The following is a 24,195-nucleotide window of genomic DNA, read 5'->3' on the forward strand; positions in this document are numbered from 1 at the left end:
ACACTGACATGAAGATTGTACTTACCGGGTTTATGGGGACAGGGAAAACCGTTGTAGGCCGTCATCTGGCCGAACGGCTTGCGCTGCCCTTTATCGATCTGGACGACGCCATAGAAGCGGCGGCGAGCATGGCGATTCCGGAGATCTTTGCCTCGGAGGGAGAGTCGGGCTTCAGGCGGAGAGAACGAGAGTTGATTGCGAGTATGGCGAATCGCGGGAGCTGTGTCGTTGCCACAGGCGGCGGTGCCGTGCTCGATCCCGAGAATGTCCGGAACCTCAGAACAGGCGCGTTCCTCGTCTGCCTTGTGGCCGAGCCCGCTGTCATCCTGCAGCGGCTGGGAACCGATGTCCGCCGTCCCCTTTTACAGAGTTCGGACCGACTCGCCAGAATTCGGGAGCTGCTGGAACAGCGAGGCCCTGCCTATGCCCAGGCGGATCTCTCTATTGAGACGAGCGGGGCCGATGTGGAGGAGATCGTAGATCGGATTATTCAGCAGCTCCGCCTCCAGGCAGGACTCTCTCCCAGTCCCTCCCCTTTAATAAGGGGGAGGTGAGGAGGGGGTTGATGAAGATGGCAGCCAGGGTTCCCGTGACGCTCGGCAGCAGGAGCTACCAGATTGCCGTCGGCAGTGGACTGCTGAAGCAACTGGGCGAGCTATGCGGTGAGCTACTCCTAAGCAGGCGAGTCATGATCGTCACGAATCCGGTCGTGGGCCGCCTCTACGGGGCTAATGCTGCGGCCTCGCTCCGACGAGCTGGATTCCAGGTGGGGATCGCAGAGGTTCTAGCGGGGGAGCGGGCAAAATCGTTGCGCCAGGCGGCTAGTCTGTATCGGGCCTTGTTGCACAACCGGATGGATCGCCGCTCTGCGGTAGTCGCCTTGGGTGGTGGGGTGATAGGCGACTTGGCAGGGTTTGCGGCGGCAACCTTTCTTCGAGGCATCCCGTTGATTCATGTTCCGACGACCCTCCTGGCCCAGGTGGACAGTAGCGTCGGCGGGAAGGTCGCCGTCAATCTGCCCGCAGGGAAGAACCTGGTCGGTGTCTTCCACCAGCCGTCATTGGTCGTGACCGATGTCCAGACGCTGAAGTCGCTGCCGTCGCGACAGATACGGGCGGGGCTGGCCGAGGTGATAAAATACGGTATGATCGCGGATCGAGAACTCTTCGCGTATATTGAAACACACCTGGATTCAATCCTGCGGGCAGAGGAAGAGCCTATGACGCATCTGGTGACCCGCTCATGTGCGATCAAGGCGGATATCGTCGAACAGGATGAACGAGAGGAGGGGATACGCGCAATTCTCAACTTCGGGCATACGCTGGGCCACGCTCTTGAGACTGTCGCCGGATACCAACGACTTCTTCACGGTGAGGCAATAGCGATCGGTATGGTGGTGGCGACAATGCTTTCGGTGAACCGAGGCCTTTGCGAGCGCGAAGATCTGAATAGACTGCGTACGCTCCTTGTGAGGATTGGGCTCCCGATAATGGCATCCGCTACTACGGCCAGCCTTGTACAAACAATGCGTTACGACAAGAAGGTGAGAAATCAGGTGATCTATTTTGTCTTAACAAAAGGGATCGGGCATGCTGCAATGGCGGCCATTTCGGATCCTGGTGAGCTGCGAGCGGCCATCCGTGCAGCGTGGAGATTGTAAGATGGATGGCGCGAAACGCGAATCGGGAAGACGGGTCCTTGTGTTGAACGGCCCCAACTTAAACCTGTTGGGTCGTCGTGAACCGGACCAGTATGGTCATACAACACTGAAAGAGATCGAGGATGAACTCCGGTCTTATGCAGCCTCGCAAGTAGCCGAGGTTCGCTTCGTTCAATCAAATCACGAAGGCGAACTTATCGATGCTATCCATAAGGCCATCGGATGGGCTGATGCGATGATTGTGAACGCAGCCTCCTTGACTCATTCGAGCGTGGGACTGCGGGATGCGATCATTGCCGCAGCCATCCCTACGGTCGAAGTGCACCTGTCGAACATCTACCGACGCGAAGAGTTTCGACATCGCTCTCTCATTGCCGACGTTGCGGCTGGACAAATCACAGGCTTCGGCGCCTTTAGCTATCGGCTCGGGATGGAGGCCGCTCTTTACCTGCTTGATAAAAAGGGATCGTAAGGTGAAGGCTCAGGTCTCGCTAACTCATGGAGAAAAGAGATGATGATCGCTGCAGGAGATCTTCGCTCGGGGGTCAAGGTCGAACTGGACGGAACCCCATACGTCGTGACTGACTATCAGTGGGTCAAGCCCGGCAAAGGCGGCGCCTTCATGCGCACCAAGCTGAAGAATATGAAGACCGGCGCCATCAGCGACCGCACCTTCAGAACCGAAGAGAAGCTTCAGAAGGCGGAGGTGGAGGATCGGAAAGTGCAATTCCTCTACCATGATGGCGATGTCTACCACTTTATGGATACGGAGAGCTTCGATCAGTTCTCTATTGGCCAGAAAAAGCTAGGAGCGGCTAGTGGCTTCCTCAAGGACGGGATGATCATTTCGGTCCTGTTCTATCGTGGGGAGCCCGTCGATGTCGTGCTTCCCATCTTTGTCGAGCTCAGGGTGGTCGAGACCGACCCCGGCTTCCGTGGTGACACTGCCTCCGGCGGCTCCAAGCCGGCGACACTCGAGACCAACGCCGTGATCCAGGTGCCGCTGTTCATTAACATCGGCGACCTCCTCCGCGTCGATACACGTTCCGGTGCCTATGTGGAGCGAGCCTGATAACCGTCTCAATGAACTACCCCGCAGCAAGCTACGGGGTATCGTCTTCTGTTCTGGCCCGTCATTCCGTGCTTGACGAGCCTGCCCCGTACTTGATACGGGGGAATCCAGTCGGGCCCTCTCTGGATACCGGCTTTCGCCGGTATGACGAACTTGCGGCAAGCTGCTGGGAATGAGCTCCCAGTGGATTCAAAATCAGTTAATAACATCTGGTTTCTCACACCGAGATGGCTTCTTGATTCCTTGGCAGGTATGCCGCTTGTGCGTCATCACCGATCGTGAGCTGCGACCCGGGTTGAGCCACGTTGACATTGCGGCGCAAGCCGTAGAGGGTGGCGCATCGATGATCCAGCTCCGGGACAAGACGGCCGGACCTCGTCAGCTTTTGCAGGAGGCACGCCAGATCGCCAAACTGTGTCGGGAGCGTAGGGTCTGCTTCATTGTCAACGACAGACTGGATCTCGCGCTCGCGGTCGATGCCGACGGGGTCCACCTTGGACAGGATGACCTGCCGCCCGGGAATGCCCGTGCGCTCCTGGGGGCAAGCAAGATTATGGGGGTTTCGACCCACTCCCTGGAGCAGGCCCTCAGGGCCGCAGAACAGGGGGCCGATTATCTCGGTATCGGGCCGATATTCGCGACAGCTACGAAAGCCACCGGGTACGAACCGGTTGGCTGTGATACTATTCGACAACTACGAGCCAGGATCGATATCCCGATTGTGGCCATCGGCGGCATTAGATTGAGCAACGTCGGAGAGGTCATTCAGAGCGGAGCCGCTGGTGTTGCGGTGATCTCGGAGATTGTCGGCGTCGACGATATCACAGCAGCCACCCGGGCTTTCGTGACAGCCATTGAGCAGGCGGAAAGCGGGCGATGACACAGCGGAAAGTTATTGATAGAGCTTTCGCGTTATTTACTCAGAAAATCCCCTCCCCGTCTACCTCCCATGGCCCCTCCTTAGAAAGGAGGGGAACGGCGCGCTGGGTAGCGATTTTCATGCTGCATGGGTGGCGCCAAAGGCCATGAATATCCCATGGTAAACATTAAAGTTATGCTTGTAGTAACCATTCAGTTACGGGTGGAAAATCTCCCCCCGGCTTAATACCCCGGCTTAATACATGCCGGGGCAGGGCCGCAGAGGCAGGCTCTAACCCCCCTTTTCCAAAGAGGGGGACTACCCGTTTCCCCCTTTGGAAAAGGGGGCAGGGGGGTTTTTATGGAGGACACCATGAGACTCCGGAGGGTCGTGAGCAGGACCGGAGGGAGAAACCCCCTTCGATCCCCCTTTGCCAAAGGGGAAGAACAGGGGACATGTCTGTGCGCGGGTAGGTTCACCCACGGTAATTCCGGAATAACCAAAATACTTTACCCTTCGACAGGCTCAGTATAAGACCCCCTCTCCCACAGGCGGGAGAGGGTTGGGGTGAGGGGGAGGGGCAACGGCTGTTCGCTGGAATGTGGGGTGCTTGAGTGTGATGATGCTACGGGTAGCTCGATTGAGGAGGACTGGATGGGACGGCGGTGGTTGTGGCCTTGGAAGGCTCTAGCACTTATCCTGCTCATAGCCGTAAACGCCCATGCGGCCAGCACCATAAAAGTTGGGGTGGCTGGTCCGCTGACGGGTGATCAGGCTACCTTGGGACAGGAGTTGAAGGGCGGCGCCATCATCGCCGTAGAGGAGTGGAATGCCAAGGGAGGCCTCCTCGGACGGAAGATCGAGATCGTATGGGGTGACGACCAACACGATCCAAGGCAGGCCGTCGCAGTCGCCAACAAGTTCGTGAATGAAGGGGTCGTCGGGGTGATCGGCCACTTCAACAGCAGTTGTTCGATTCCAGCTTCCACCATCTATCGTGACGGCAAGGTTGTCCAGCTTACTCCTGCCTCCACCAACCCGCAGTTCACCGAGCGCGGCTTGTGGAACGTCTTCCGCGTGTGCGGCAGAGACGACCAGCAGGGTGGTGTGGCGGCCAACTTCATTGTGAGGAAGCTGCAGAAGAGAAGGATCGCGGTCCTGCACGACAAGACCACATACGGACAGGGGCTGGCTGATGAAACCGTGAAGGCCCTTGAGAAGGCCAAGATTAAGCCTGTCTACTACGGGGGCGTCACGCAGGGAGAAAAAGACTTCCGACCGGTGCTCACCGCAGTGAGGCTGAGCGATCCTGAAGTCCTCTTTTATGGCGGCATCTATCCAGAGGCCATTCTGCTTACGAAGCAGATGCGTGAGCTGGGAATGAAGACGGTCTTTATGAGCGGCGACGGCGTCTGGGCAAAAGCGTTCATCGACATTGCCGGCAAGGCGGCGGAGGGCTCCTTCATCACCTTTACCCCGGACCAAACGAAGATCAAGGAAGCCCAGGAAGTCATCAGGCGGCACAAAGAAAAGTTCGGCACTGAGGTTGGAGCCTACACCGTATATAGCTATGTGGCTGCCACCCTGCTCTTTGAAGCGATCGCCACGACCCAGTCTACCGATAGCATCAAGATCGCGGACCATATCAGGAGGACCAAGTGGAAGACCGCCCTCGGACCGATCCAGTTCGACAAGAAGGGCGATGTCCTCGTGTCGCCCTACGTGATCTGGGAGGTGAAGGACGGGAAGTTCGTGGAACTCCAGTAGGTGGGAGGTGACGCGTCACGTGGTGGAGGGAAGGGAGCAATCTCTTCCCTCCCTTTGTGTTGAGCGGAGATGCTGCTTCAACAGCTGGTGAACGGGCTGACGCTCGGTAGTGTCTATGCATTGATCGCGTTAGGCTACACCATGGTCTACGGGATCATTGGGCTGATCAACTTCGCCCACGGTGAAATCTACATGTTGGGCGCCTACATGGGGATCGTCACCTTCAGCCTCCTGACCGCCCTCCACCTGACATCCCCTGACTCCGGCGTCACCCTCCTGCTGATGATGATTGTGGCGATCCTCTTCTGCGGCGCGTACGGCGTCACCATTGAACGGCTGGCCTACAGACCTCTGCGCACTGCCCCGCGTCTGTCTCCCCTCATCAGCGCCCTGGGGGTCTCTATCTTTCTCCAGAACTTCGTGATGCTGGCGCAGGGACCCAGGGATAAAGGATTCCCTGAGCTGTTCATCCAGGGCGGGATAGACCTTCCGGGTGGCAGGATCAGCGCGATCCAGCTCTTCATCATGGCCACCTCGGTCCTCATGATGTTCGCGCTTCACCTGCTGGTGCGTCGAACAAAGATCGGCAAGGCGATGCGTGCAACCGCTCAGGATCAGCAGATGGCCAGCCTGGTCGGCATCGATGTGAACCAAGTGATCAGTGTGACCTTTCTCATTGGCTCGGCGCTCGCGGCAGTGGCCGGGGTCATGGTCGGGATGTACTATGGCCTGATTAATTTCTATATCGGCTACATGGCCGGTATCAAAGCCTTTACTGCCGCCGTCCTGGGCGGGATCGGCAGCATTCCGGGCGCGATGATCGGCGGGGTGCTGTTAGGTCTCATCGAAAGCCTTGGGGCGGGCTATATCTCCAGCGAGTACAAAGACGTGTTTGCGTTTGCCATCCTGGTCCTCGTGCTGATCTTCCGTCCCAGTGGCCTCTTAGGCGAGGATAGCTCAAAGCGTGTCTAGGCTGAACATGCGAGCCCCATCCCGTTCCGCTCTATTGTACCGACGCCCTTTGCTGAGAATCGTCCTGATCAGCCTCTGGCTGGGGCTTCTGTCGCTGCCTCTCATGATGGAGATAGAGGCCCCTTATTTTGGGCTGGAACGCCCCCTCATGGTTTCCGGCGTCGCGGTATTGCTCGGCCTCATGCAGTGGCTCGTGTCCCAGTGGCGGAGAGCATCGCCAGTGTGGATGGATCGCATGATGGAGGCCGGTGGGGCTACAATCCGTAACCTTGCCCAGCGGGTCGATCGTCGCCCACTCTACGCCTTGGCCCTGGCGTGCGCGGTCGTGATCCCTCTTGGTCTGAACCGGTATCACATCGATGTGCTGACCCAGGTAGGGATCTATGTGACGCTGGCGCTCGGGCTCAACATCGTCGTGGGCCTGGCCGGACTTCTGAATCTTGGCTACATCGCGTTTTATGCGGTAGGCGCCTATGCCTACGGCCTTCTCGCAACCCGAGTCGGCCTCTCGTTCTGGGAGGTCCTGCCGCTCGGAGCGACCTTGGCGGCCATCTTCGGCGTCCTCCTCGGCGTCCCGGCCCTGCGTCTGCGGGGAGACTACCTGGCTATTACGACCCTGGGGTTCGGTGAGATAATCCGTATCGTTCTGAACAATTGGGATAGCTTCACGGGAGGGCCCAACGGGATCATCGAAATCCCGCGTCCAAGCCTCTTCGGGTTCACCTTTTTCCACCCGATCCACTACTATTACCTGATCCTGGCGATTGTTCTCCTGACCATCTTCGTGGTTGATCGACTTAATCAGTCGCGTCTCGGCCGCGCCTGGACCGCGATGCGCGATGACGAGGTCGCCGCTGAGGTGATGGGCATCGACCTGGTCAAGACGAAGCTCCTCGCGTTCAGTCTTGGCGCGACCTGGGCAGGACTCGCGGGCGTTTTCTTTGCGAGTAAAATGACATTTATCTCTCCGGAGAGCTTCACGTTTTTCGAATCGGTCATCGTCCTGTGCATGGTGGTGCTCGGCGGGATGGGAAGTGTGCCAGGAGTGATCCTGGGCGCGGCGATGCTGCTGATCCTGCCTGAACTGATGCGGCAGTTTGCACAATACCGTATGCTGGTGTTTGGAGCTGCCATGATCGCGATGATGGTGATGCGGCCGGAGGGGCTGCTCGCCGCACGTCGCCGCGCGGTCCCCCTATGGCGTAAGGAGGTTTCTCGCGCCACGGTAGTGAGCGGGCCCCAGGCCCCTTCGACGGGGTTAGGACAAGTCTGTCCAGCCTTACAGTTTCCGCAAGACGCGAGCATGACCCTCCTTGCAACACGAAAGCTGTCAGTAGACTTTGGTGGTCTCCGAGCGCTTGATATGGTCGATCTGAGCGTAAAGGCGGGGGAAATCGTCAGCCTGATCGGCCCCAACGGGGCCGGCAAAACCACCTTTTTCAATTGCGTGACCGGCCTCTGTGTTCCAACTTCTGGAGAGGTTCTCTATCGCGGGCAGAACATGGTTGGCCTGAGGCCGAACCAGGTCACGGCGAAAGGGGTGACCCGCACCTTTCAAAACATTCGGCTTTTTCGGGATATGACGGTACTCGAGAACGTCATGGTAGGACGCCACTGTCGGATGCACGCCTCGGTTGTCGGCGCCATCTTTAGACCGAAAGGCGTACTTACTGAAGAAGAGGAGTTGGTGGCGAAGGCGCGCGACCTGCTTCGATTCGTGGGTCTCGAGGAAAAGACCGATCTGTGGGCAAGCGAGCTCCCATATGGCGATCAGCGTCGGCTTGAGATCGCGAGAGCGATGGCGAGCGACCCGACCCTATTGCTCCTGGATGAGCCGGCCGCAGGGATGAATCCCCAGGAGACCAACGCCCTCATGGATTTGATCTATTTGATTCGCGCACGCGGCATCACCGTTCTGCTCATCGAGCACCATATGAAGGTGGTCATGGGCATCTCTGAGCGAGTGGTAGTTCTCGACCACGGGGTCAAGATTGCTGAAGGCACACCGGAGGCGATCAGAGCGGATTCCAGAGTGATTGACGCCTATCTGGGGAAGGAGTCGATACGTGCTTAGGCTGCAAGAGGTGCATGCCCATTATGGCGCCATCCATGCCCTGAGGGGCGTAAGCCTTGAAGTAGAGGAGGGTCAGATCGTCACGCTTATCGGCGCCAACGGGGCTGGAAAATCCTCTACATTGATGGCCATCTCCGGAATCATCAGACCAACCGCCGGACGGATCATCTTCGAGGGAGAGGACCTGACCCATCTTCCATCACATGCTATCGTCAGGCGTGGTATCTCGCAGGTCCCGGAGGGGCGGAGAATCTTTCCAAAACTGACCATAATGGAAAATCTGGAGATGGGGGCCTATACCCGCGCTGATACAGCGCAGATCCGTCAGGACCTTGATCGGGTATTTTTGCTCTTCCCGCTGCTCAAAGACCGCCAGTCCCAACTGAGCGGAACCCTCTCGGGCGGGGAACAGCAAATGCTGGCCATCGGCCGTGCCCTGATGGCGCGCCCACGGCTTCTGCTGCTGGATGAACCCTCGCTCGGGCTGGCCCCCAAATTGGTGGAGACGATCTTCGAGGTGATTCGAGAGATTAATGCGCAAGGTACCACGATTATGCTTGTCGAGCAAAACGCACACATGGCCCTGCGAGTCGCAGCCAGGGGGTACGTCATGGAGGTCGGTCTGATCGTGCTGACGGATGAGGCAGAAAACCTCATGGCAAATGAGAAGGTCCGAAGCGCCTATCTTGGGGAGTAGTGTGAGACGTTCAAGGTTCAAGGTTCAATGTGCGACGTTCAAGGTTCAAGGTTCAAGGTGAAACGTTCAAGGTTCAAGGTGAGACGTTCAACGTTCAACGTTCAATGTGCGACGTGCGACGTTTGCCCTCGGCCGGCTCCGGTGGGACCCTAAGGGGGATCTGGTCGAGCCGCCGTATATGATCTATCGGGTGAAGAAAGGGGGCAGCTTTCACGGATGGTTCGAACAGGTGACCGACCGAATGCTCAGGCAATAAGGCTTGCCATCACGCCTCAGGCCCCGTCATCTCGGGCGGTGGCGCGAGCCGCCTCGATTCTCCGCAAGGGTGGCCTGGTGGCGTTCCCTACCGACACGCTGTATGCCCTTGGAGCCGACGCCTCGAACCCCTTGGCCATCGAGCGTCTCTTTGCAGCAAAAGGCCGTAGCCGGAAGGCCCCAATCCCGCTGCTCGTAGCCGATCTCATGATGGCGATCCAACTGGTCGGTGAACTTCCAGATGCGGCCGTTCGGCTTGCCAAGCGCTACTGGCCTGGTCCGCTTACCCTTGTGCTGTGGGCTCCTCGCGGGGCCTGCACGCTGCTTACCGCCGGTACCGGCCGGATCGGCCTCAGAGTTCCAGATGCGGCTGTTGCGCTAGCCCTGATTCGCCGCTTCGGCAGCCCCGTGACCGGAACAAGCGCGAACCGCTCGGGGGGCAAAGATCCCCTGGACGCTGATGAGGTGCTACGTCAGCTTGGGGATCGAGTGGACCTGGTCCTGGATGAGGGTCCCGTCGCCGGTGGGAGTTCGTCAACCGTCGTAGATGTCACCATAAGCCCGCCCGTCATCGTGAGACAGGGCCCGATCCTGCAAGAGGAAATCCTTAGTCTGCTGGAATGCTAGCGTAGTTTTTCATAAATCCCTTACATTGTTTGTCATTCAAGAACAGCGATAGACTTCGCAACTACTCTATTCTTCGCGTCATTGCGAGCACCCGCAGGGTGCGCGGCAATCTCAGTGCAATAATGCGAGATTGCTTCACTTCGTTCGCAATGACAACTTTCTATCGCTGTTCTGGGGTTGTCATTTCGGGCTTGACAAGCCTGCCCCGTACTTGATGCGGGGGGGAATCCAGTCTTTCTGCACTGGATTCCCGAATTCGCGGGAATGACGGCCTGGAATATGTTTAAAAAAGCGTTGGACGCACTACACCAGGCGCACCTGATGAAGAAGGCAGGTTGGCCGTCAGAGTGTGAAGCCCTCTGAAAGCTTTTGGAACGTCCAGGAAAGTATGCGAAAATAGAGTAGTACGAAGGGTTAGGGAAGATTGGCGGAATAAATCATCAACACCAGGTACAGGAACAATGGGGATCGAGCCGATCATTGAACGCATTCGCGCAGTAGCACCTGACGCGGATGTGACCCTGCTGCAACGGGCGTACGACTTTGCCGCCAGGGTGCACAAAGGCCAGGAACGGATCTCGGGAGAGCCGTACCTGTCGCACCCGACAGCCGTGGCTGAGATTGTACTGAATCTTAAGATGGATGTGGCGAGTATCGCCGCCGCCCTCCTGCACGATGTCGTGGAGGATACCCACGCCTCGCTCGAGGAGGTCAAGCAGACCTTTGGTGACGAGATCGGGGATCTCGTTGACGGTCTCACGAAGATCAGCAGGCTCCCCTTCGGAAGCCGCATCGAGCATCAGGCCGAAAGTCTCCGAAAGATGGTGCTGGCGATGTCCAAAGATATCAGGGTCATTCTGATCAAGCTGGCTGATCGGCTCCATAATATGCGAACCCTTGAACCGCTGAAGGAGGAGAAGCGTCGGCTGATCGCCAGGGAGACCCTCGACATCTACGCCCCCATCGCGCACCGCCTCGGAATCTACTGGATGAAGGCAGAGCTCGAAGACCTGGCTCTCCGCCACCTCGAACGCGATGCCTACCAGGATCTGGCAGCAAGGATCGCGAAGAAACTGCAGGAGCGGGAGAAGGATATCAATGAGGTCATTGGGATCCTTCAGCAGAAGTTAACCGAGGGCGGCATCCGGGCACAGATCATAGGTCGTCCCAAACATTTCTATAGCATCTACAAAAAAATGCGCGATCAGCAAAAGGGATTTGATGAGATCTATGATCTGACCGCGGTCCGGGCGATCACCGAATCAGTCACGGACTGCTATGGCTCGCTGGGCGTCATCCACTCTCTGTGGAAGCCTATTCCCGGTCGGTTCAAGGACTTCATTGCGATGCCAAAGTCGAACATGTATCAATCCCTGCACACGACAGTCATAGGCCCGGTCGGCGAGCCGGTTGAGATACAAATTAGAACCCGTGAGATGCACAAAACGGCGGAGCAAGGGATTGCGGCCCATTGGGCGTACAAGGAGGGGAAGGCAGCGCTTGACCCGGCTGATAAAGGGTTTGCCTGGATTCGACAGCTACTGGAGTGGCAGCGGGATCTGAAAGACAGCCGGGAGTTCCTGGAAACGGTGAAGGTGGACCTGTTCCCTGAAGAAGTCTACGTGTTCACGCCACAAGGGGATGTGAAGAGCTTCCCTAAGGGGGCTTGTCCTATTGACTTCGCCTTTGGTGTCCATACCGATATCGGCCTCACCTGCGTGGGAGCCAGAGCGAATGGGCGCCTGGTCCCCCTGCGATACGAACTGCAACATGGCGATATCATCGAAATCCTGAGCGATTCAAAGCACCATCCAAGCCGTGACTGGCTGAAACTCGTGAAAACCCCGCGGGCGAGAGGACGGATCAGGCAGTGGATAAAAAACGAGGAGAAGGTCCGGAGTATTAGCCTCGGGAAAGACCTACTGGAGAAGGAGCTTCGGCGGCTAGGCAAGAGCCTCTCTCAGATCCTCAAGCCAAGTGCGGTCACGAAGGCCCTCACCGGTCATGGCTATGCAACCCCAGACGAGTTTTTCGCCACCGTCGGATTTGGCCAGCTCTCCCCTCGCCAGGCCATAGCAAAGCTTTTACCTGCAGAAGAGCTGCTACAAGAAGGAGAGGTGAAGCCGGAGCGAAAGGCTAGCCAGCATCCGGACGAGGGCGTGACCCTTCTGGGATCACACGATTTTCTCGTTCGGTTCGCCATGTGTTGCAGCCCGCTCCCTGGTGATGAGATTGTCGGATTCATCACTCGTGGGCGCGGCGTTTCGGTTCACAGTGCGGACTGCTCTAATCTGAATCAACTCATGTACGACGTGGATCGAAAGATCAAGGTCTCCTGGGATGCGGCACCGAAGACCGCCCACCAAGTCAAGATCCGCGTAGTGATCGGGACGGACCGACCCGGGATCCTGGCCGCGCTCAGCTCGGCAATCTCCGCGAGCAAGATTAACATCGCTCAGGCTGATATACGCGTGACGGATGATGGCAAGGGACTGAACACCTTCACGCTTGAGGTGCTCGATCTGAAGCAGCTTCAGTCAGCGATGGGGGCAATTCGCCAGATCGACGGGGTGCTGGGAGTAGAGCGCATTCGTGGCTAGCGCACGGATCCCTGCTGTGGTCCAGCCTTCTGGACTAGGCCGGAGCGCAGGCAGCGTGTGCAGACCGCCATGTGGCGTTGGGTTCCATTCATGACAACGTGATGACGTGCGACGTTGATCTGCTGGCGGCGCTTGCTGACGTTGTGGGCATGACTGACCTGACTGCTTACTCGCGGTCCTCGCCCGCATATCTCACACTGCGAGGGATGGGTGGATGGCATGGCATGACCTCCGATGGTTTGTGGCTATCATGTGATCGCTTCGCAACGAACCGAAAGTATACGGTAACGGCCCGCCAAAATCAAGCGCAGAAGCATATGACGGATGCGTACAACCGATGAGGGTGATCGGCGGTCTCGCTAAAGGGCGACGGATTCAGGCTCCTCGTGGAAGAGAAACGAGGCCAACCTCGGATTATCTCCGCGAGGTTCTGTTCAATGTGCTGGCACAGCAGGTGGAGGGCAGAACCTTTCTGGACTTGTACGCCGGGACCGGAGCCGTGGGGATCGAGGCCTTGAGCCGTGGCGCCGCCGGGGCGGTATTCGTTGAGTGCGATCGGTTGGCCCTTGCGATGCTACGCCGGAACATCGAAACGTCTGGATTCCGTGAGCAGGTCGAGGTTGTCCCGATGGAGGTTCTCAGATTCCTGCGCCGGACGGCCTGTGCCGCACGACAATTCGATCTGATCTTTCTAGATCCGCCCTACCAGCGAACTGACGCAGAGGCGGCGCTCTCTATGATAGCATCCACAGGGCTGCTTGCACCGACCGGTATTGTGATTCTGGAACGATCTACAAAGGACACCCCTATCCAAGCCCCTGCTGGGCTGGCGCTTATTCGTGAAGTCCGGCATGGCGCCGCAGCTCTTCAGCTCTATCGACGGGAGGCAATGTGACGACGCTGGCTATCTACGCCGGGACCTTCGATCCGTTTACCTTTGGACACATCGATATCGCCAGGCGAGCCCACCGCCTCTTTCCTCACCTTGTCATCTCGGTGAGTACAAATCCAGACAAATCCGCGCTTTTCAGCCTTGCGGAGCGTCAGCGGATCATTAGGGACGCCGTCCGGACTATGCGCGGTGTCTCTGTCGAATCCTTTGACGGTCTTCTGGTGGATTATATGCATCGCAGGAGAGCGCGAGTTGTCATCCGTGGTCTCCGCGCCCTTTCCGACTTCGAATACGAATTCCAGATGGCGCTGATGAATCGGAAGCTCAACGAAGAGATCGAAACGGTATTCCTTATGCCCCACGAGCAGTATTCTTACCTCAGCTCTCGACTAGTAAAAGAGATCGCCCTACTTGGGGGAGATGTCTCCCAATTTGTGAGACCAATGGTCTCAAAGATGCTCAAAGAGCGAATCGCCCTGCGGGAAGCAGGAGAACGGAGACAAGGAGAATGACGGTGAATCTGTCAAGTCGCGCAAGGAATGCCAGTCCCTCTGCCACCCTCGCCATTGCTGCTGTCGCTAAGCAGATGAAGGCGGACGGAATTGATGTTGTGGACCTCGGGCTCGGGGAACCGGATTTCGAGACGCCGGACCACGTCAAGGAAGCGGCAATTGTCGCTATTCGGGAGGGGTTCACACGATACACGGCCGCCTCCGGCATCGACGAGTTGAAGAAGGCGATCGTCACCAAGCTGAAGCGCGATAATGGCCTCTCCTATACCCCTGCAGAGGTGATCGTCTCGTGCGGTTCGAAACATTCGCTATTCAACATCGCCGAGGTACTGTTTGAGTCTGGGGACGAGGTGATAGTCCCGGCGCCCTACTGGGTCACCTACACCGAACAGATCCAACTCGTCGATGCGCGACCGGTCATCGTGCAGACGCGGGAAGAAGATGGTTTCCACCTGACCCGTGCGGCGGTGGAACCCGCCATTACGCCAAAAACCAAGGCGATTCTGCTTAACAGCCCATGCAATCCGACCGGCGCCATGATCCCGCCGGAACAGCTACGGGCGATCGCCGCGCTGGCGGTGGAGCGAGACCTATTGGTGATTTCGGATGAGGCGTACGAATCTATGACTTACAGCGGGCATACCCACATGAGCATCGCCTCGCTCGGCGAGGAGGTGAAGCGGCGAACGATTCTTGTAAATACCGTCTCAAAGGCGTATGCCATGACCGGTTGGCGGATCGGGTACGCGGCAGGTCCGGCGGACATCATCAAGGCGATGGGCACTATCCAAAGTCAGGTCACGTCGAATCCCACCTCGATCGCGCAAAAAGCCGCGGTGGCCGCCTTACTCGGCCCGCAGAATGATCTGCTCACCATGGTCATTGAATTCGATCGACGTCGGAGGTATCTCCTGAGTCGGCTGAATACCATTTCCGGAATCACATGCACGAACCCTGAAGGCGCGTTCTATCTGTTTCCCAATGTCTCCAGCTTCTACGGAGCTGTAGTGAACGGCGTCCCTATTCGAAACTCCGCCGAGATGGCAGCCCACCTTTTGCAGACAGCCAATGTCGTAACGGTCCCAGGGAGCGAATTCGGAAGCGATGCGCATCTTCGCCTGTCGTACGCGACATCGATGGATAGCATTAGAAAGGGAGCAGAGCGGATAGAGCGAGCCCTTGGCGCACTTCGTGGCTGACGATCATTGCGTTTATTGCGTTATTGCGTACTGCGTGGTGCGTAAGCTTCCATCCCTTCTCAGAACGCCGCACGCTCGCACGCTGTACGCCGCACGAGGTTTACCATGCCCAAGCTGAAGTTGATCACCTTTGGCTGTCAGGCCAACGAACTTGATTCGGAGCGGATCACTGGGCTGCTTCTCCGCGAGGGGTATACCCTCACCGAGCGTGAGGAAGATGCCGACCTGATTCTTCTCAATACCTGTGCTATTCGTGAGAAGGCGGAGCATAAGGTCTACAGCCGCCTCGGGACCTTTCAGGTACTGAAACGGCAGCGGGCAGGACTGAAAATTGGCATCTGCGGGTGTGTCGCTCAGCAGGAAGGGCAGGCGCTTCTCAAACGATTTCCGTACCTGGACTTTGTGGTCGGACCTGGACAGCTCACGGCCATTGCGCCGTTACTTCAAGCCGGGACTGCGAGGGGGCTTGCGACGGCGAGAGCGCCCGGCTACTCCTACCCTGTGGACGCGCCGGTGCAACGTCAAAACAGTATCAGGGCCTGGGTCAGCATTATGGAGGGGTGCGATCGCTTCTGCACCTTTTGCGTGGTCCCTTTCACTCGAGGCCGCGAGCGCAGCCGACCCCCTGAGGAGATCGTGGAGGAGATCCGTGGGCTCAAGCGACAAGGGTACCGCGAGGTCACGCTCTTGGGTCAAACAGTCAACTCCTATGGGAGGAAACTGACACCTCCGATCAGCTTTGTGGAACTGCTCCGCCGGATCGATCACCTCGTGGACGGTCACATGCGGGTTCGATTTACGAGCCCACACCCCAGCGACGTTACCGACGAGTTGGCAGCGGCGCTCGCAGAACTCCCGAGTCTGTGTGAACAGATCCATCTGCCTGTTCAGTCGGGTTCTGATCGGATCCTTCATCGAATGAAGCGCGGCCATGATCGGGATGAGTACCTGGAGAAGGTCGCACTGCTACGGGCCAAGGCACCCGAGATCGCTATCACGACGGACATTATTGTCGGGTTTCCCGGTGAGACGGAAGAGGACTTTCAGGCAACCCTGGACCTGATGCAGGAGGTCGGCTACGACGGCGCCTTCATTTTCAAGTATTCGCCGAGACCCCACACAGAGGCGGAGGAGATGCCCGATCAGCTCTCCGAGGAGGTTAGGGGCCGTCGGTTGGAGCAAGCGCTTGTGCTCATGAACCGGCTGTCACTTGAGCGCAACCGCGCGTACCTCGGTCGAACAGTAGAGGTACTTGTGAATCGCGAGGATGCCAAGGGTGACTCGGTTCGCCATTCCGGTCGGACCAGGCAGAATAAAATTGTCCATTTTTCAGGTGAAGGGGTGGAGGACGGTAGCGTTGTTTCTGTAGCGATCACATGGGCCAGTGCCCTGTACTTGCAAGGCGAGATGGTTTGCCTGTAGCACACTTGTGAGCTTGTCCTGTAAATGTCTTCTTGTGCTTCGACAGGCTCAGCACGAACGGGAAAAAGTTAATGTTTTCCATGCCCATGCCGTTCGCCCTGAGCGCGTCGAAGGGTGAACGGGGGTATGCAGGACAGGCTCTTGTAGCTGTTGAATCCTGCGAAAAAGGATCAGGTAAGAGTGCTTAAACATCGGGTTCTCTTCGATGAACAGACGATTGCGGTACGGGTATAGGAACTGGCGCGGGTAATCGCTCAGGATCTGCCGGAGCCGACGCCGGTCCTGCTCGGTCCAAATACCCGAGTGAACATCCAGTCGTCAGATTCCTCGACGAACATCGTTAACGTCGAGACGTCGGCGCTCTTCGAGGCACTGCGCAAGAACCTGGATGGGTCCATATCCGATCATGCATTGCAGCAGCGGCTTCGTGAAACTGTAGACGCGATGCAAGTGTCTGCGGGTACTTGCAGCTTCTCGGAGCGGTACAAGGACTTCATTGCCTTGGCGGCTGACCACGTCACTGTCTTCGCGCCGTTCTTGCCTGCACTTACACAGCTCTTGCTGTGACGGGGAGGCATGTGCGGTCGACGCAAAGCAGCGACCGCCCAACTTCGCGCTACAGCAGACCGGGTGCTCACGTTGTTCGTGCTCCAGCCGCTGACCGAAGCGTTAGGCTGGAAATGATTGAAATGCACTGGAAGAGGAGATGCCATGTCAAGAGACAAGAGAAAGCAAATCATTCAAGACATTGAGAAGAAAAGAGATTCCAAAGTCATTACGTACATCACGAGTGATCGTGCGAACCTTCAGGTCATGATCAGTCATGATGTGGTCTCGATTATCCACGACCATATCTTGATGCTCAAGGAAGAAGCACGCGCAAAACTGGACTTGTTTATCTACAGTCGAGGCGGTGCTAGCGACGTTCCTTGGACATTGGTCTCAATGTTCAGAGAATATTGCCATGAAGGATCCTTCAGCGTGCTCATACCGTATCGCGCGCACAGCGCAGCGACAGTCATCTCGCTTGGTGCAGATGAGATTCTGATGACAAAAAAGGCAGAGCTGGGACCAATCGACGCCACAATGACGACCGGTCCGTATAATCCGACTGAAGGAGACACTAGAAATCGTCTGCCGGTTTCAGTGGAAGATGTAACAGGATATTTCTCCCTACTTGACAGATTTGGTTGTGAGCGCGCAGACGAGAAAATGAAGGGATTCGAGCAACTGACAAACAAAGTCCACCCACTTGCCCTTGGCGCGGTGAGCCGACTTCTTGAGGAAACAAAGCTTGTGGGTCTTCGACTGTTAAACACAAGAGCGAAACCTTTTTCTGAAGAAGAGAACCATGAGATCATCCGGAAACTTTCTTCGGAAGTTTACTCTCACAGCCACACGATCAACCGTACTGAGGCAATAAAATATCTTGGTCTGAAACAGGTCAGGAATGCTGAAGACGCGACCTTGGAGAACGATCTGTGGAGCCTCTATCTTGAATACAGGGACATGTTCCAATTAGAAAATCCTTTCAATCCAGAGGAACACTTGGTTGCTAACAACCTAGAGGAGAACACATGGGACAACTTGAATCTTGCCTGTATCGAGAGTGCTGACCGCTTGGATGTGTGCCGCAAGTCAATCAGAGTCAAACGCCTGCGCCAAGTTCCACCCACGATCAACTTAAACTTGACCAATATCCAGTTTCCTGTCATAAATCTGCCGAATTTGCAACCCAACATGAATCCCCAGCAAATTCAGGCTCTTGTTCAGCAGATGGCAAATGCCACCATGCAACAGATATTGAACACGGCAGTACAGAATGCGATAAATGAATTAATGAAATCGCTCCCTCAGATAGGATTTGAGCACGTCTCGCTTAATTCTGGGTGGGTGAAGGAGGCATGATCATGAACGAACAAAATTCTTGGAGTGTTTCATCCATGTCTCTTGAGAATCAGGAGCACAATGACCTCAGTGCTCTTGCTGGTCGCTGGAATGAGAATCTTCACGTCACGGTCTCTCTCCCTAGCACTGTGACACGAGGCCCTATCGTCGACCACATGACGACTCAAGAGAGCAGGAGTTTCTTCGCGTTTTAAAAGATACTTCAGAATTTCTTTTAGCCAAGAGAGATGAATATAAACCATAAATCCTCCAACCAACGGATCGAGCGGGCGCTGTGAACCGCGCCGCTCATCCTTGGCATGTGTGCCAGGCATGACACAGAGCGAGCGAGGTGCAAGTCCCCGCGCCAGGTTCTCGCGGAGCCGAAGGCTAGGAGAAGGGCAAGGGCGTCACCGTGAGGTGGGGTCTGGAGGAAGCCCAATCCAAGAGCGCGGGGCGACGAACAGGAACCGGATACGAGGTGTGGGACCACCCGGGAGGAACTGGCACGTGACCGCGAAGTCCTCCATCCGCAACGGGGTGTGCGTTATACATCCGGCGTCTGCGCGCCAAACATTCTGTGTCGTATCCTGAGAGACCTGCCTGCTGTCCGCAGGAGCGGACTGAGGACGGGGAGACCCGACCTGAACGGCAGGCAGAAGTCAGCAGAGGGCAGAGGAGGTGGAGGCAACGAGCCGGGACCGGTTGTCCGGAGGACCCTGGAGGACTCACCCCACCGAAGGCCCAAACAGTTCCTGCAAGGGATGAAGAGAGAGGAGTCGTTGCCTGGCGTGGAGCGGTGAGATAGCATCCGGCGAGGTGTTGGGCTTGCGTCCGGCATCTGGGATGAACTTGCGGCTGGTGCACTGGGAGAAGACGCTCCGGTTGGGGTGCGCATACCACCCTGACTGAATCTGCCGAACCGCCGTATACGTGATCCGTATGTACGGTGGTGTGGGAGGGGGGAGGCCGTGAGGCCTCCCCCTATCCCGATTAGGCCGACCGACGAACCACTGGGAATGCACAGACCATGGCACCTGCACAACGCGAACAACTCATCAAGCGCTTCGAACGCGACTCCCTCACGCCGCCTCGGAGTAACGACATGAACAGCGAGCAGAACAGGAAGGAGTCAACGGGTCAGACTGGCGAACCCCTCGCCATTCAGTTCCGGCAGTTCTGCCTTGCATACCGCGGACCCAAGGGTAAGCCGCTCCTCCAAGTGCTTCAAGATGTCTCGCTTTCCATTCGCCCTGGCGAGTTTATTACGATTGTCGGCCCCAGCGGATGCGGCAAGACAACACTGCTCCGGGTGGTTGCCGGCCTTCTCGTTCAAGAAGAAGACGACGTTGTCATCACCGGTTCACTGCGCGTCTTCGATATGGCCCCTCTGGAAGCGAAGCGCCAGCGTACGTTCGCCTTCACATTTCAGAACCCCGTCTTGTTGCCCTGGCGCACGGTTCGCCAGAACGTTGCGCTTCCCCTGGAAATCACGCACGAATCCGAAACGCCCGACTCCCAGCAAATCGACGCGATGCTGTCCATGGTCGGCATTGGCGACTTCAGTTGCTCCATGTCCGCCCAACTTTCCGGCGGAATGCAGCAACGCGTTAATCTCGCCAGGGCACTTGTACAGGAACCACGCATCCTCCTGATGGACGAACCCTTTGGCAGCCTAGACGAGGTCACACGCGAGCGCCTGAACTTCGAGCTTCTGCGCATTCACCGGCTGAAGAAACAGACGATCCTCTTCGTAACCCACAATCTGACCGAAGCCGCACTGCTGGCGGACCGCGTTCTTGTTCTGAGCAAGCGGCCGTCCACGATTCGCGAAGTGCTTCCAATTGGTCTTCCGGAAGAAAGGACGGACGACACCCTCCTTTCTCCGGAATTTCTGGCACACGTCAGAAGGGTCCGGGACGTTTTCACGCGCGAGGAGACCGCAACATGAGGCGCGTTCTTCCAGCCGTGGCCTTCATCGTTCTGGTTCTCGCCGTATGGGAAGGAGTGGTCAAACTGTTCCATGTTCCCGAGTACCTTCTCCCCGCTCCCTCGATTGTTTTGCACCGCCTCGTTGGCATGAATAGCGTGCTTCTTGCCCACACTTCAATTACCGCGATGGAATCGGCACTCGGCTTCGCTCTCGGGACGGTATTCGGAATCCTGCTGGCGGTCGCGTTTGTTCACTCCCGCACAATGGAAATGGGCGTGTATCCCTATGCCATCGCCCTCAAAACCGTTCCCATCGTGGCAATCGCACCGCTTCTCATTGTCTGGTTCGGCAACGGCATCCTGCCGAAAGTAATCGTGTCGGCCATTATTTCATTCTTCCCAGTCGTAGTGAACACGACAAAGGGACTCCGCAATGTGGACGCGGAAGCCTTCGACCTCTTCGACTCCATGTCCGCCAGTCGCCGGCAGGTATTCTTCAAACTCCGGGTTCCGTCGTCCCTGCCATATCTGTTCGCTGCCCTCCGTATATCTTCGACCCTCGCTGTCATCGGCGCCATTGTGGGGGAGTTCTCCGGCGCGGACCGCGGGTTGGGTTTCTTCATCATGATTTCGTCGCACCGTCTTGAGACGGTGGATATGTTCGTCGGGATACTTCTCTCGTCCCTACTGGGGATTCTCTTCTTCTACAGCGTCGCGCTGATAGAACGATTGGTCATTCCGTGGGGACGAGGCAAAATCGGGGAAGCAGGTTAACGGAGGTAAGCATGAAAAAGCAGGTAGTCATCGGTATCGTAGTTGTTGTCGCGGTCATCCTTGGCTTTGTCGCCATCAAAGGGCGAAAGGGCACAACCGGCCCAGGCACGACCCCGGAAATCACCAAGGTCTCAGTCCGTATGAAGTGGTTTTTCGCCGGAACCATGACGGGCTGGTTTGCCGGCAAGGAAGAAGGGATCTTCAAACAACACGGCATCGACCTGACCATCAATCCGGGTGGACCCGACAACAACTCGGTCAAACTCGTAGCGGCTGGAACGGATCTGTTTGGAGTCGCTGGCGCGGATGAAGTGCTCCTCGGGCGAGCGAAAGGAATCCCTGTCGTGGCTATCGGCGTCCTTTTCAAGGAATCACCAATCTGCTTCATCGCCAAGGAAGCAAAAGGAGTGCGAACACCCGCAGACTGGGCAGGAAAGACAGTCGAGGTCAGTTACGGCAGTAACGCCGAAGTTGAATATCGGGCGCTCGTTGCCAAGTTCAACGTGCAGAACATCAAGGAAGTGCCATACACGTTTAACCTCATTCCCTTCATTGAAGACAAGGTTGACGTTTCTGTGGCATACAGAATGGATCAGGTTGTTACGCTTCAACGCAAAGGCATCGCACTCTCGATTATCACAGCCAAGGAACACGGCATCAATCCTTACGGGGATGTCGTTATAACTACCGAGAAGACGCTTCAGGAACGGCCTGAACTTGTTCGGCAGTTCATGTCCGCAGTCGTTGAGAGCCAACGCTGGGCCATCCAACATACATCCGTTGCCGTAGAACACCTCGTTTCTCAAACAGGGAGCACGCTCAAGGCGGACAACGAAGGCGCCGTTTGGCAAGCGACCGTACCATTCTTAGTGGCTGATGGTGGGGCCGAAGCCATTGGCGTTATGTCAACCGGTCGATGGAACGAGACAGCCACGATTCTGGTGGACTACGCTAAATTGGACCCGACAACAGATGTCAAGAAAGCCTTCGTCAACATCATTGCCGCGAAGTAGCGAGGCAAGACATGGCAAATCAAGAACAGCGGGCAATTGTGCGGTCACGTATCAAGCGCTCGTTTGCTGATCGCTACCGAAGCGCTGCAAGTTGGATGGCGAGGCCCAAGACGGTTGCATTGGTAATCGTGGCTGGATATGTCGTCATCTTCATTGGTTGGCTTTTCTATCTAGCCGTTCAACCGGCAGTACCCGGCAGTACCCAGAAACTCTTCTCGTGGCAGCGTTTCAACGAGGACACAGGCCCATTCACACTGATGTGGAATACCCTTGTTGTGGTCATCACGTTTCTGGCGTCAATGCCGCACCGGAAGTGGGAGGACGCCCTTCGCTTGCGGTCATCGCAAAAGGAACGAATACGCATTCTTGACAACTTCCAGCCATCCCAATCGATGATTGAGTTCTTTGACAACCGGTCCATCTACGATGCAATCCTCACAATGTTGTACCGACTCAACGATGAAGGGGACCATGGACCAGGCAAAACTCATTACAATGTGTGCATGCTCCTCTGCTCGCCTGCGTTGGACTACTGTGGGAACGAAAAGTCGCGCTCTCCCGGAAGCAAGCAGTCCGAGTGGGGCCTTGAGTTTCGGGACATCGTGGAGAAACTTGTGGCACACAAGGACATTGAGTTCGACATTTGCCACCTTCCTGTCGAACCGTTCTCAGGGGTCAACGCACTTCGAGACTTCATCTCCGCGTTGGCCACATACACCATTCAATCCGAAGACCAGTTGAAGTCCGACGATGCCGTGAAAGCGGATGCTGAGTTTCAGACCATATTCGGTTCGATATGGGATCGGTCTGGATTGGTCGCCAATGACTTCGCTAATTGGTCAACCGACGTAGACAAGAAAGACCGATTTCACGTCAAGACGCATACCATCAACATTCCGTTTCAGGTAGTCCTCGTTGATAGCAAAGATGTCATGGAAGTCGTTGTTTCCTTTGCTGGCCGGGAGGTTCTGGAAAGAGAACAGAGGCGGGGGGTCAAAGGCTTCTACAGCAGCGACCCTTACGTAGTTAAGACGTTCCGCGAGGTGTTTCGCATGTATGTGGAATCAAAGGGAAGAATCCCGTACATACCGAGTCATACGAGCAAGGTTTCAGACTCGCACGACGCAATCGGGCCGCACATCATCCCAGGCTACTACAACAAACTCGTTGGCCCGCTTCGCGTGTTGCCCGAGACCTTCTCACCGGTAGTCGGGAACTCGACGAAGTTCACAGTGTGGCTTCTTGACAAACTCATCACCACGGGCGATCCAGACGACCCCGATTGCTGGGGTAAGAAAGTGAAGAAGATTCTTGATATCGGGTCTGGTACTGGGGTGCTCGCACTTGCAACGGGAGCGATCTTGCAGGCCCGCTTTAAACGCACTGACTACACAATCACAGCGATTGATTCATGTCCGTACGCGCAAAGGGTCCTCCGGTTGAACACCACGTCAGACCCGCGGATCAAAGTCAATCCCTGGACTCTCCGTTTCACCGCGAACAAGGAGGGTGAGGTTACGGACGCATGGTTCGAAGACGACAGCAACCAGAGGGTTGCCATTGAAGGTGACTTTGCTGGTTTCGATTTGGTCACAGGGGATCTTCCATTTGTTCACGCGCGGAAGCGCACGGAAAAGGACCTTCGGTTTCTCGATCTCGATCATCGCCTTCATCAAGCACTGTTCTGGGTTGCGGCCCAGACCAAGCTACTTACCCCTGCCGGATTACTCGTTACGGCGTTTTCAAGTCTCGGTGGTCCCGAAGACATTGCGGAGTTCGAGCGCCATCTGCGCAACAACGCACTTCAGGTCATTCAGCGCGTTGAGTTCCACGAATCCGGCTACATGTGGATGGTCTATGTCCTGATGAAGAAGCCGGGGTATGACGCTTACCAAGGGAAGCTATGGTGGAAGGTTCTTGATGCTGAACGATATGTACAGTGGGATCCGAAGACCTGAATATCAGCAGGAACGAAAGGGGG

General features: G+C 56.6%; 22 protein-coding genes. 21 read left to right on the forward strand and 1 reads right to left on the reverse strand.

Annotated elements, in window-relative coordinates; all coding sequences use genetic code 11:
* Window positions 1-8: 8 nt before the first annotated feature.
* From CLG94_RS09255 to CLG94_RS09305, 11 genes are all read left to right on the forward strand, one after another.
* A complete protein-coding gene (locus CLG94_RS09255; RefSeq protein WP_107562892.1) occupies window positions 9-554 on the forward strand; it encodes a shikimate kinase in 546 nt (181 codons plus the stop codon).
* An 11-nt stretch (window positions 555-565) separates the two neighbouring features.
* Complete coding sequence (gene aroB, locus CLG94_RS09260; RefSeq protein WP_107562894.1) at window positions 566-1,660, forward strand: 3-dehydroquinate synthase; 1,095 nt, start codon at window positions 566-568, stop codon at window positions 1,658-1,660.
* Between the two features lies 1 nt (window position 1,661).
* Window positions 1,662-2,132 carry a type II 3-dehydroquinate dehydratase gene (gene aroQ / locus CLG94_RS09265; RefSeq protein WP_107562896.1) on the forward strand — a complete coding sequence of 157 codons (471 nt, stop codon included), beginning with the start codon at window positions 1,662-1,664 and terminating at the stop codon, window positions 2,130-2,132.
* 42 nt (window positions 2,133-2,174) lie between these two features.
* Window positions 2,175-2,732, forward strand: a complete 558-nt coding sequence (efp, locus tag CLG94_RS09270; RefSeq protein WP_161954131.1) for an elongation factor P — start codon at window positions 2,175-2,177, stop codon at window positions 2,730-2,732.
* 235 nt (window positions 2,733-2,967) lie between these two features.
* On the forward strand, window positions 2,968-3,612 hold the full coding sequence (thiE, locus tag CLG94_RS09275; RefSeq protein ID WP_107563100.1) for a thiamine phosphate synthase: 645 nt from the start codon (window positions 2,968-2,970) through the stop codon (window positions 3,610-3,612).
* Window positions 3,613-4,245: 633 nt separating this feature from the next.
* Entirely contained in the window at window positions 4,246-5,358 is a 1,113-nt protein-coding gene (locus CLG94_RS09280) for a branched-chain amino acid ABC transporter substrate-binding protein (RefSeq protein ID WP_107562900.1), read from the forward strand.
* A 69-nt stretch (window positions 5,359-5,427) separates the two neighbouring features.
* Window positions 5,428-6,330, forward strand: a complete 903-nt coding sequence (locus CLG94_RS09285; RefSeq protein ID WP_107562902.1) for a branched-chain amino acid ABC transporter permease — start codon at window positions 5,428-5,430, stop codon at window positions 6,328-6,330.
* Window positions 6,323-8,404 (forward strand): ABC transporter permease subunit, encoded by a 2,082-nt coding sequence (locus tag CLG94_RS13625; RefSeq protein WP_239993194.1) that lies wholly within the window; start codon window positions 6,323-6,325, stop codon window positions 8,402-8,404. Before CLG94_RS09285 ends, CLG94_RS13625 begins: the two co-directional genes overlap by 8 nt.
* On the forward strand, window positions 8,397-9,101 hold the full coding sequence (locus CLG94_RS09295; RefSeq protein WP_107562904.1) for an ABC transporter ATP-binding protein: 705 nt from the start codon (window positions 8,397-8,399) through the stop codon (window positions 9,099-9,101). The genes CLG94_RS13625 and CLG94_RS09295 overlap by 8 nt, the downstream gene beginning before the upstream one ends.
* Window positions 9,102-9,317: 216 nt before the next feature.
* Window positions 9,318-9,983, forward strand: coding sequence for an L-threonylcarbamoyladenylate synthase (locus CLG94_RS09300; RefSeq protein WP_107562905.1), 666 nt, complete (start codon window positions 9,318-9,320; stop codon window positions 9,981-9,983).
* Window positions 9,984-10,444: 461 nt separating this feature from the next.
* A complete protein-coding gene (locus tag CLG94_RS09305) occupies window positions 10,445-12,583 on the forward strand; it encodes a RelA/SpoT family protein (protein ID WP_107562907.1) in 2,139 nt (712 codons plus the stop codon).
* On the opposite strand, the gene rpmB is transcribed toward CLG94_RS09305, so the two are convergent.
* The gene (gene rpmB / locus CLG94_RS09310; RefSeq protein ID WP_107562908.1) at window positions 12,580-12,804 is read right to left on the reverse strand and encodes a 50S ribosomal protein L28; all 225 of its coding nucleotides are present in this window, start codon (window positions 12,802-12,804) and stop codon (window positions 12,580-12,582) included. The genes CLG94_RS09305 and rpmB overlap by 4 nt on opposite strands.
* Window positions 12,805-12,920: 116 nt before the next feature.
* Here rpmB and rsmD point away from each other — a divergent pair, with 116 nt between their 5' ends.
* From rsmD to CLG94_RS09365, 10 genes are all read left to right on the forward strand, one after another.
* Entirely contained in the window at window positions 12,921-13,478 is a 558-nt protein-coding gene (gene rsmD, locus CLG94_RS09315) for a 16S rRNA (guanine(966)-N(2))-methyltransferase RsmD (protein WP_107562910.1), read from the forward strand.
* Entirely contained in the window at window positions 13,475-13,987 is a 513-nt protein-coding gene (coaD, locus tag CLG94_RS09320; protein WP_107562912.1) for a pantetheine-phosphate adenylyltransferase, read from the forward strand. The genes rsmD and coaD overlap by 4 nt, the downstream gene beginning before the upstream one ends.
* On the forward strand, window positions 13,984-15,186 hold the full coding sequence (locus CLG94_RS09325; RefSeq protein WP_107562914.1) for a pyridoxal phosphate-dependent aminotransferase: 1,203 nt from the start codon (window positions 13,984-13,986) through the stop codon (window positions 15,184-15,186). The genes coaD and CLG94_RS09325 overlap by 4 nt, the downstream gene beginning before the upstream one ends.
* 105 nt (window positions 15,187-15,291) lie before the next feature.
* On the forward strand, window positions 15,292-16,608 hold the full coding sequence (gene miaB, locus CLG94_RS09330) for a tRNA (N6-isopentenyl adenosine(37)-C2)-methylthiotransferase MiaB (RefSeq protein WP_107562916.1): 1,317 nt from the start codon (window positions 15,292-15,294) through the stop codon (window positions 16,606-16,608).
* 303 nt (window positions 16,609-16,911) lie between these two features.
* Window positions 16,912-17,175: a hypothetical protein gene (locus CLG94_RS09335; protein WP_107562918.1), complete on the forward strand. Its 264-nt coding sequence runs from the start codon at window positions 16,912-16,914 to the stop codon at window positions 17,173-17,175.
* A 144-nt stretch (window positions 17,176-17,319) separates the two neighbouring features.
* The gene (locus CLG94_RS09340) at window positions 17,320-18,516 is read left to right on the forward strand and encodes an SDH family Clp fold serine proteinase (RefSeq protein WP_107562919.1); all 1,197 of its coding nucleotides are present in this window, start codon (window positions 17,320-17,322) and stop codon (window positions 18,514-18,516) included.
* Between the two features lie 1,009 nt (window positions 18,517-19,525).
* Entirely contained in the window at window positions 19,526-20,446 is a 921-nt protein-coding gene (locus CLG94_RS09350) for an ABC transporter ATP-binding protein (protein WP_107562923.1), read from the forward strand.
* Window positions 20,443-21,201, forward strand: a complete 759-nt coding sequence (locus CLG94_RS09355) for an ABC transporter permease (protein WP_107562925.1) — start codon at window positions 20,443-20,445, stop codon at window positions 21,199-21,201. The genes CLG94_RS09350 and CLG94_RS09355 overlap by 4 nt, the downstream gene beginning before the upstream one ends.
* Before the next feature lie 11 nt (window positions 21,202-21,212).
* The gene (locus CLG94_RS09360; RefSeq protein ID WP_107562927.1) at window positions 21,213-22,214 is read left to right on the forward strand and encodes an ABC transporter substrate-binding protein; all 1,002 of its coding nucleotides are present in this window, start codon (window positions 21,213-21,215) and stop codon (window positions 22,212-22,214) included.
* 11 nt (window positions 22,215-22,225) lie between these two features.
* Window positions 22,226-24,172, forward strand: a complete 1,947-nt coding sequence (locus CLG94_RS09365; protein WP_107562929.1) for a class I SAM-dependent methyltransferase — start codon at window positions 22,226-22,228, stop codon at window positions 24,170-24,172.
* Window positions 24,173-24,195: the final 23 nt, after the last annotated feature.

The organism is Candidatus Methylomirabilis limnetica (genome assembly GCF_003044035.1).
GTDB lineage: Bacteria > Methylomirabilota > Methylomirabilia > Methylomirabilales > Methylomirabilaceae > Methylomirabilis > Methylomirabilis limnetica.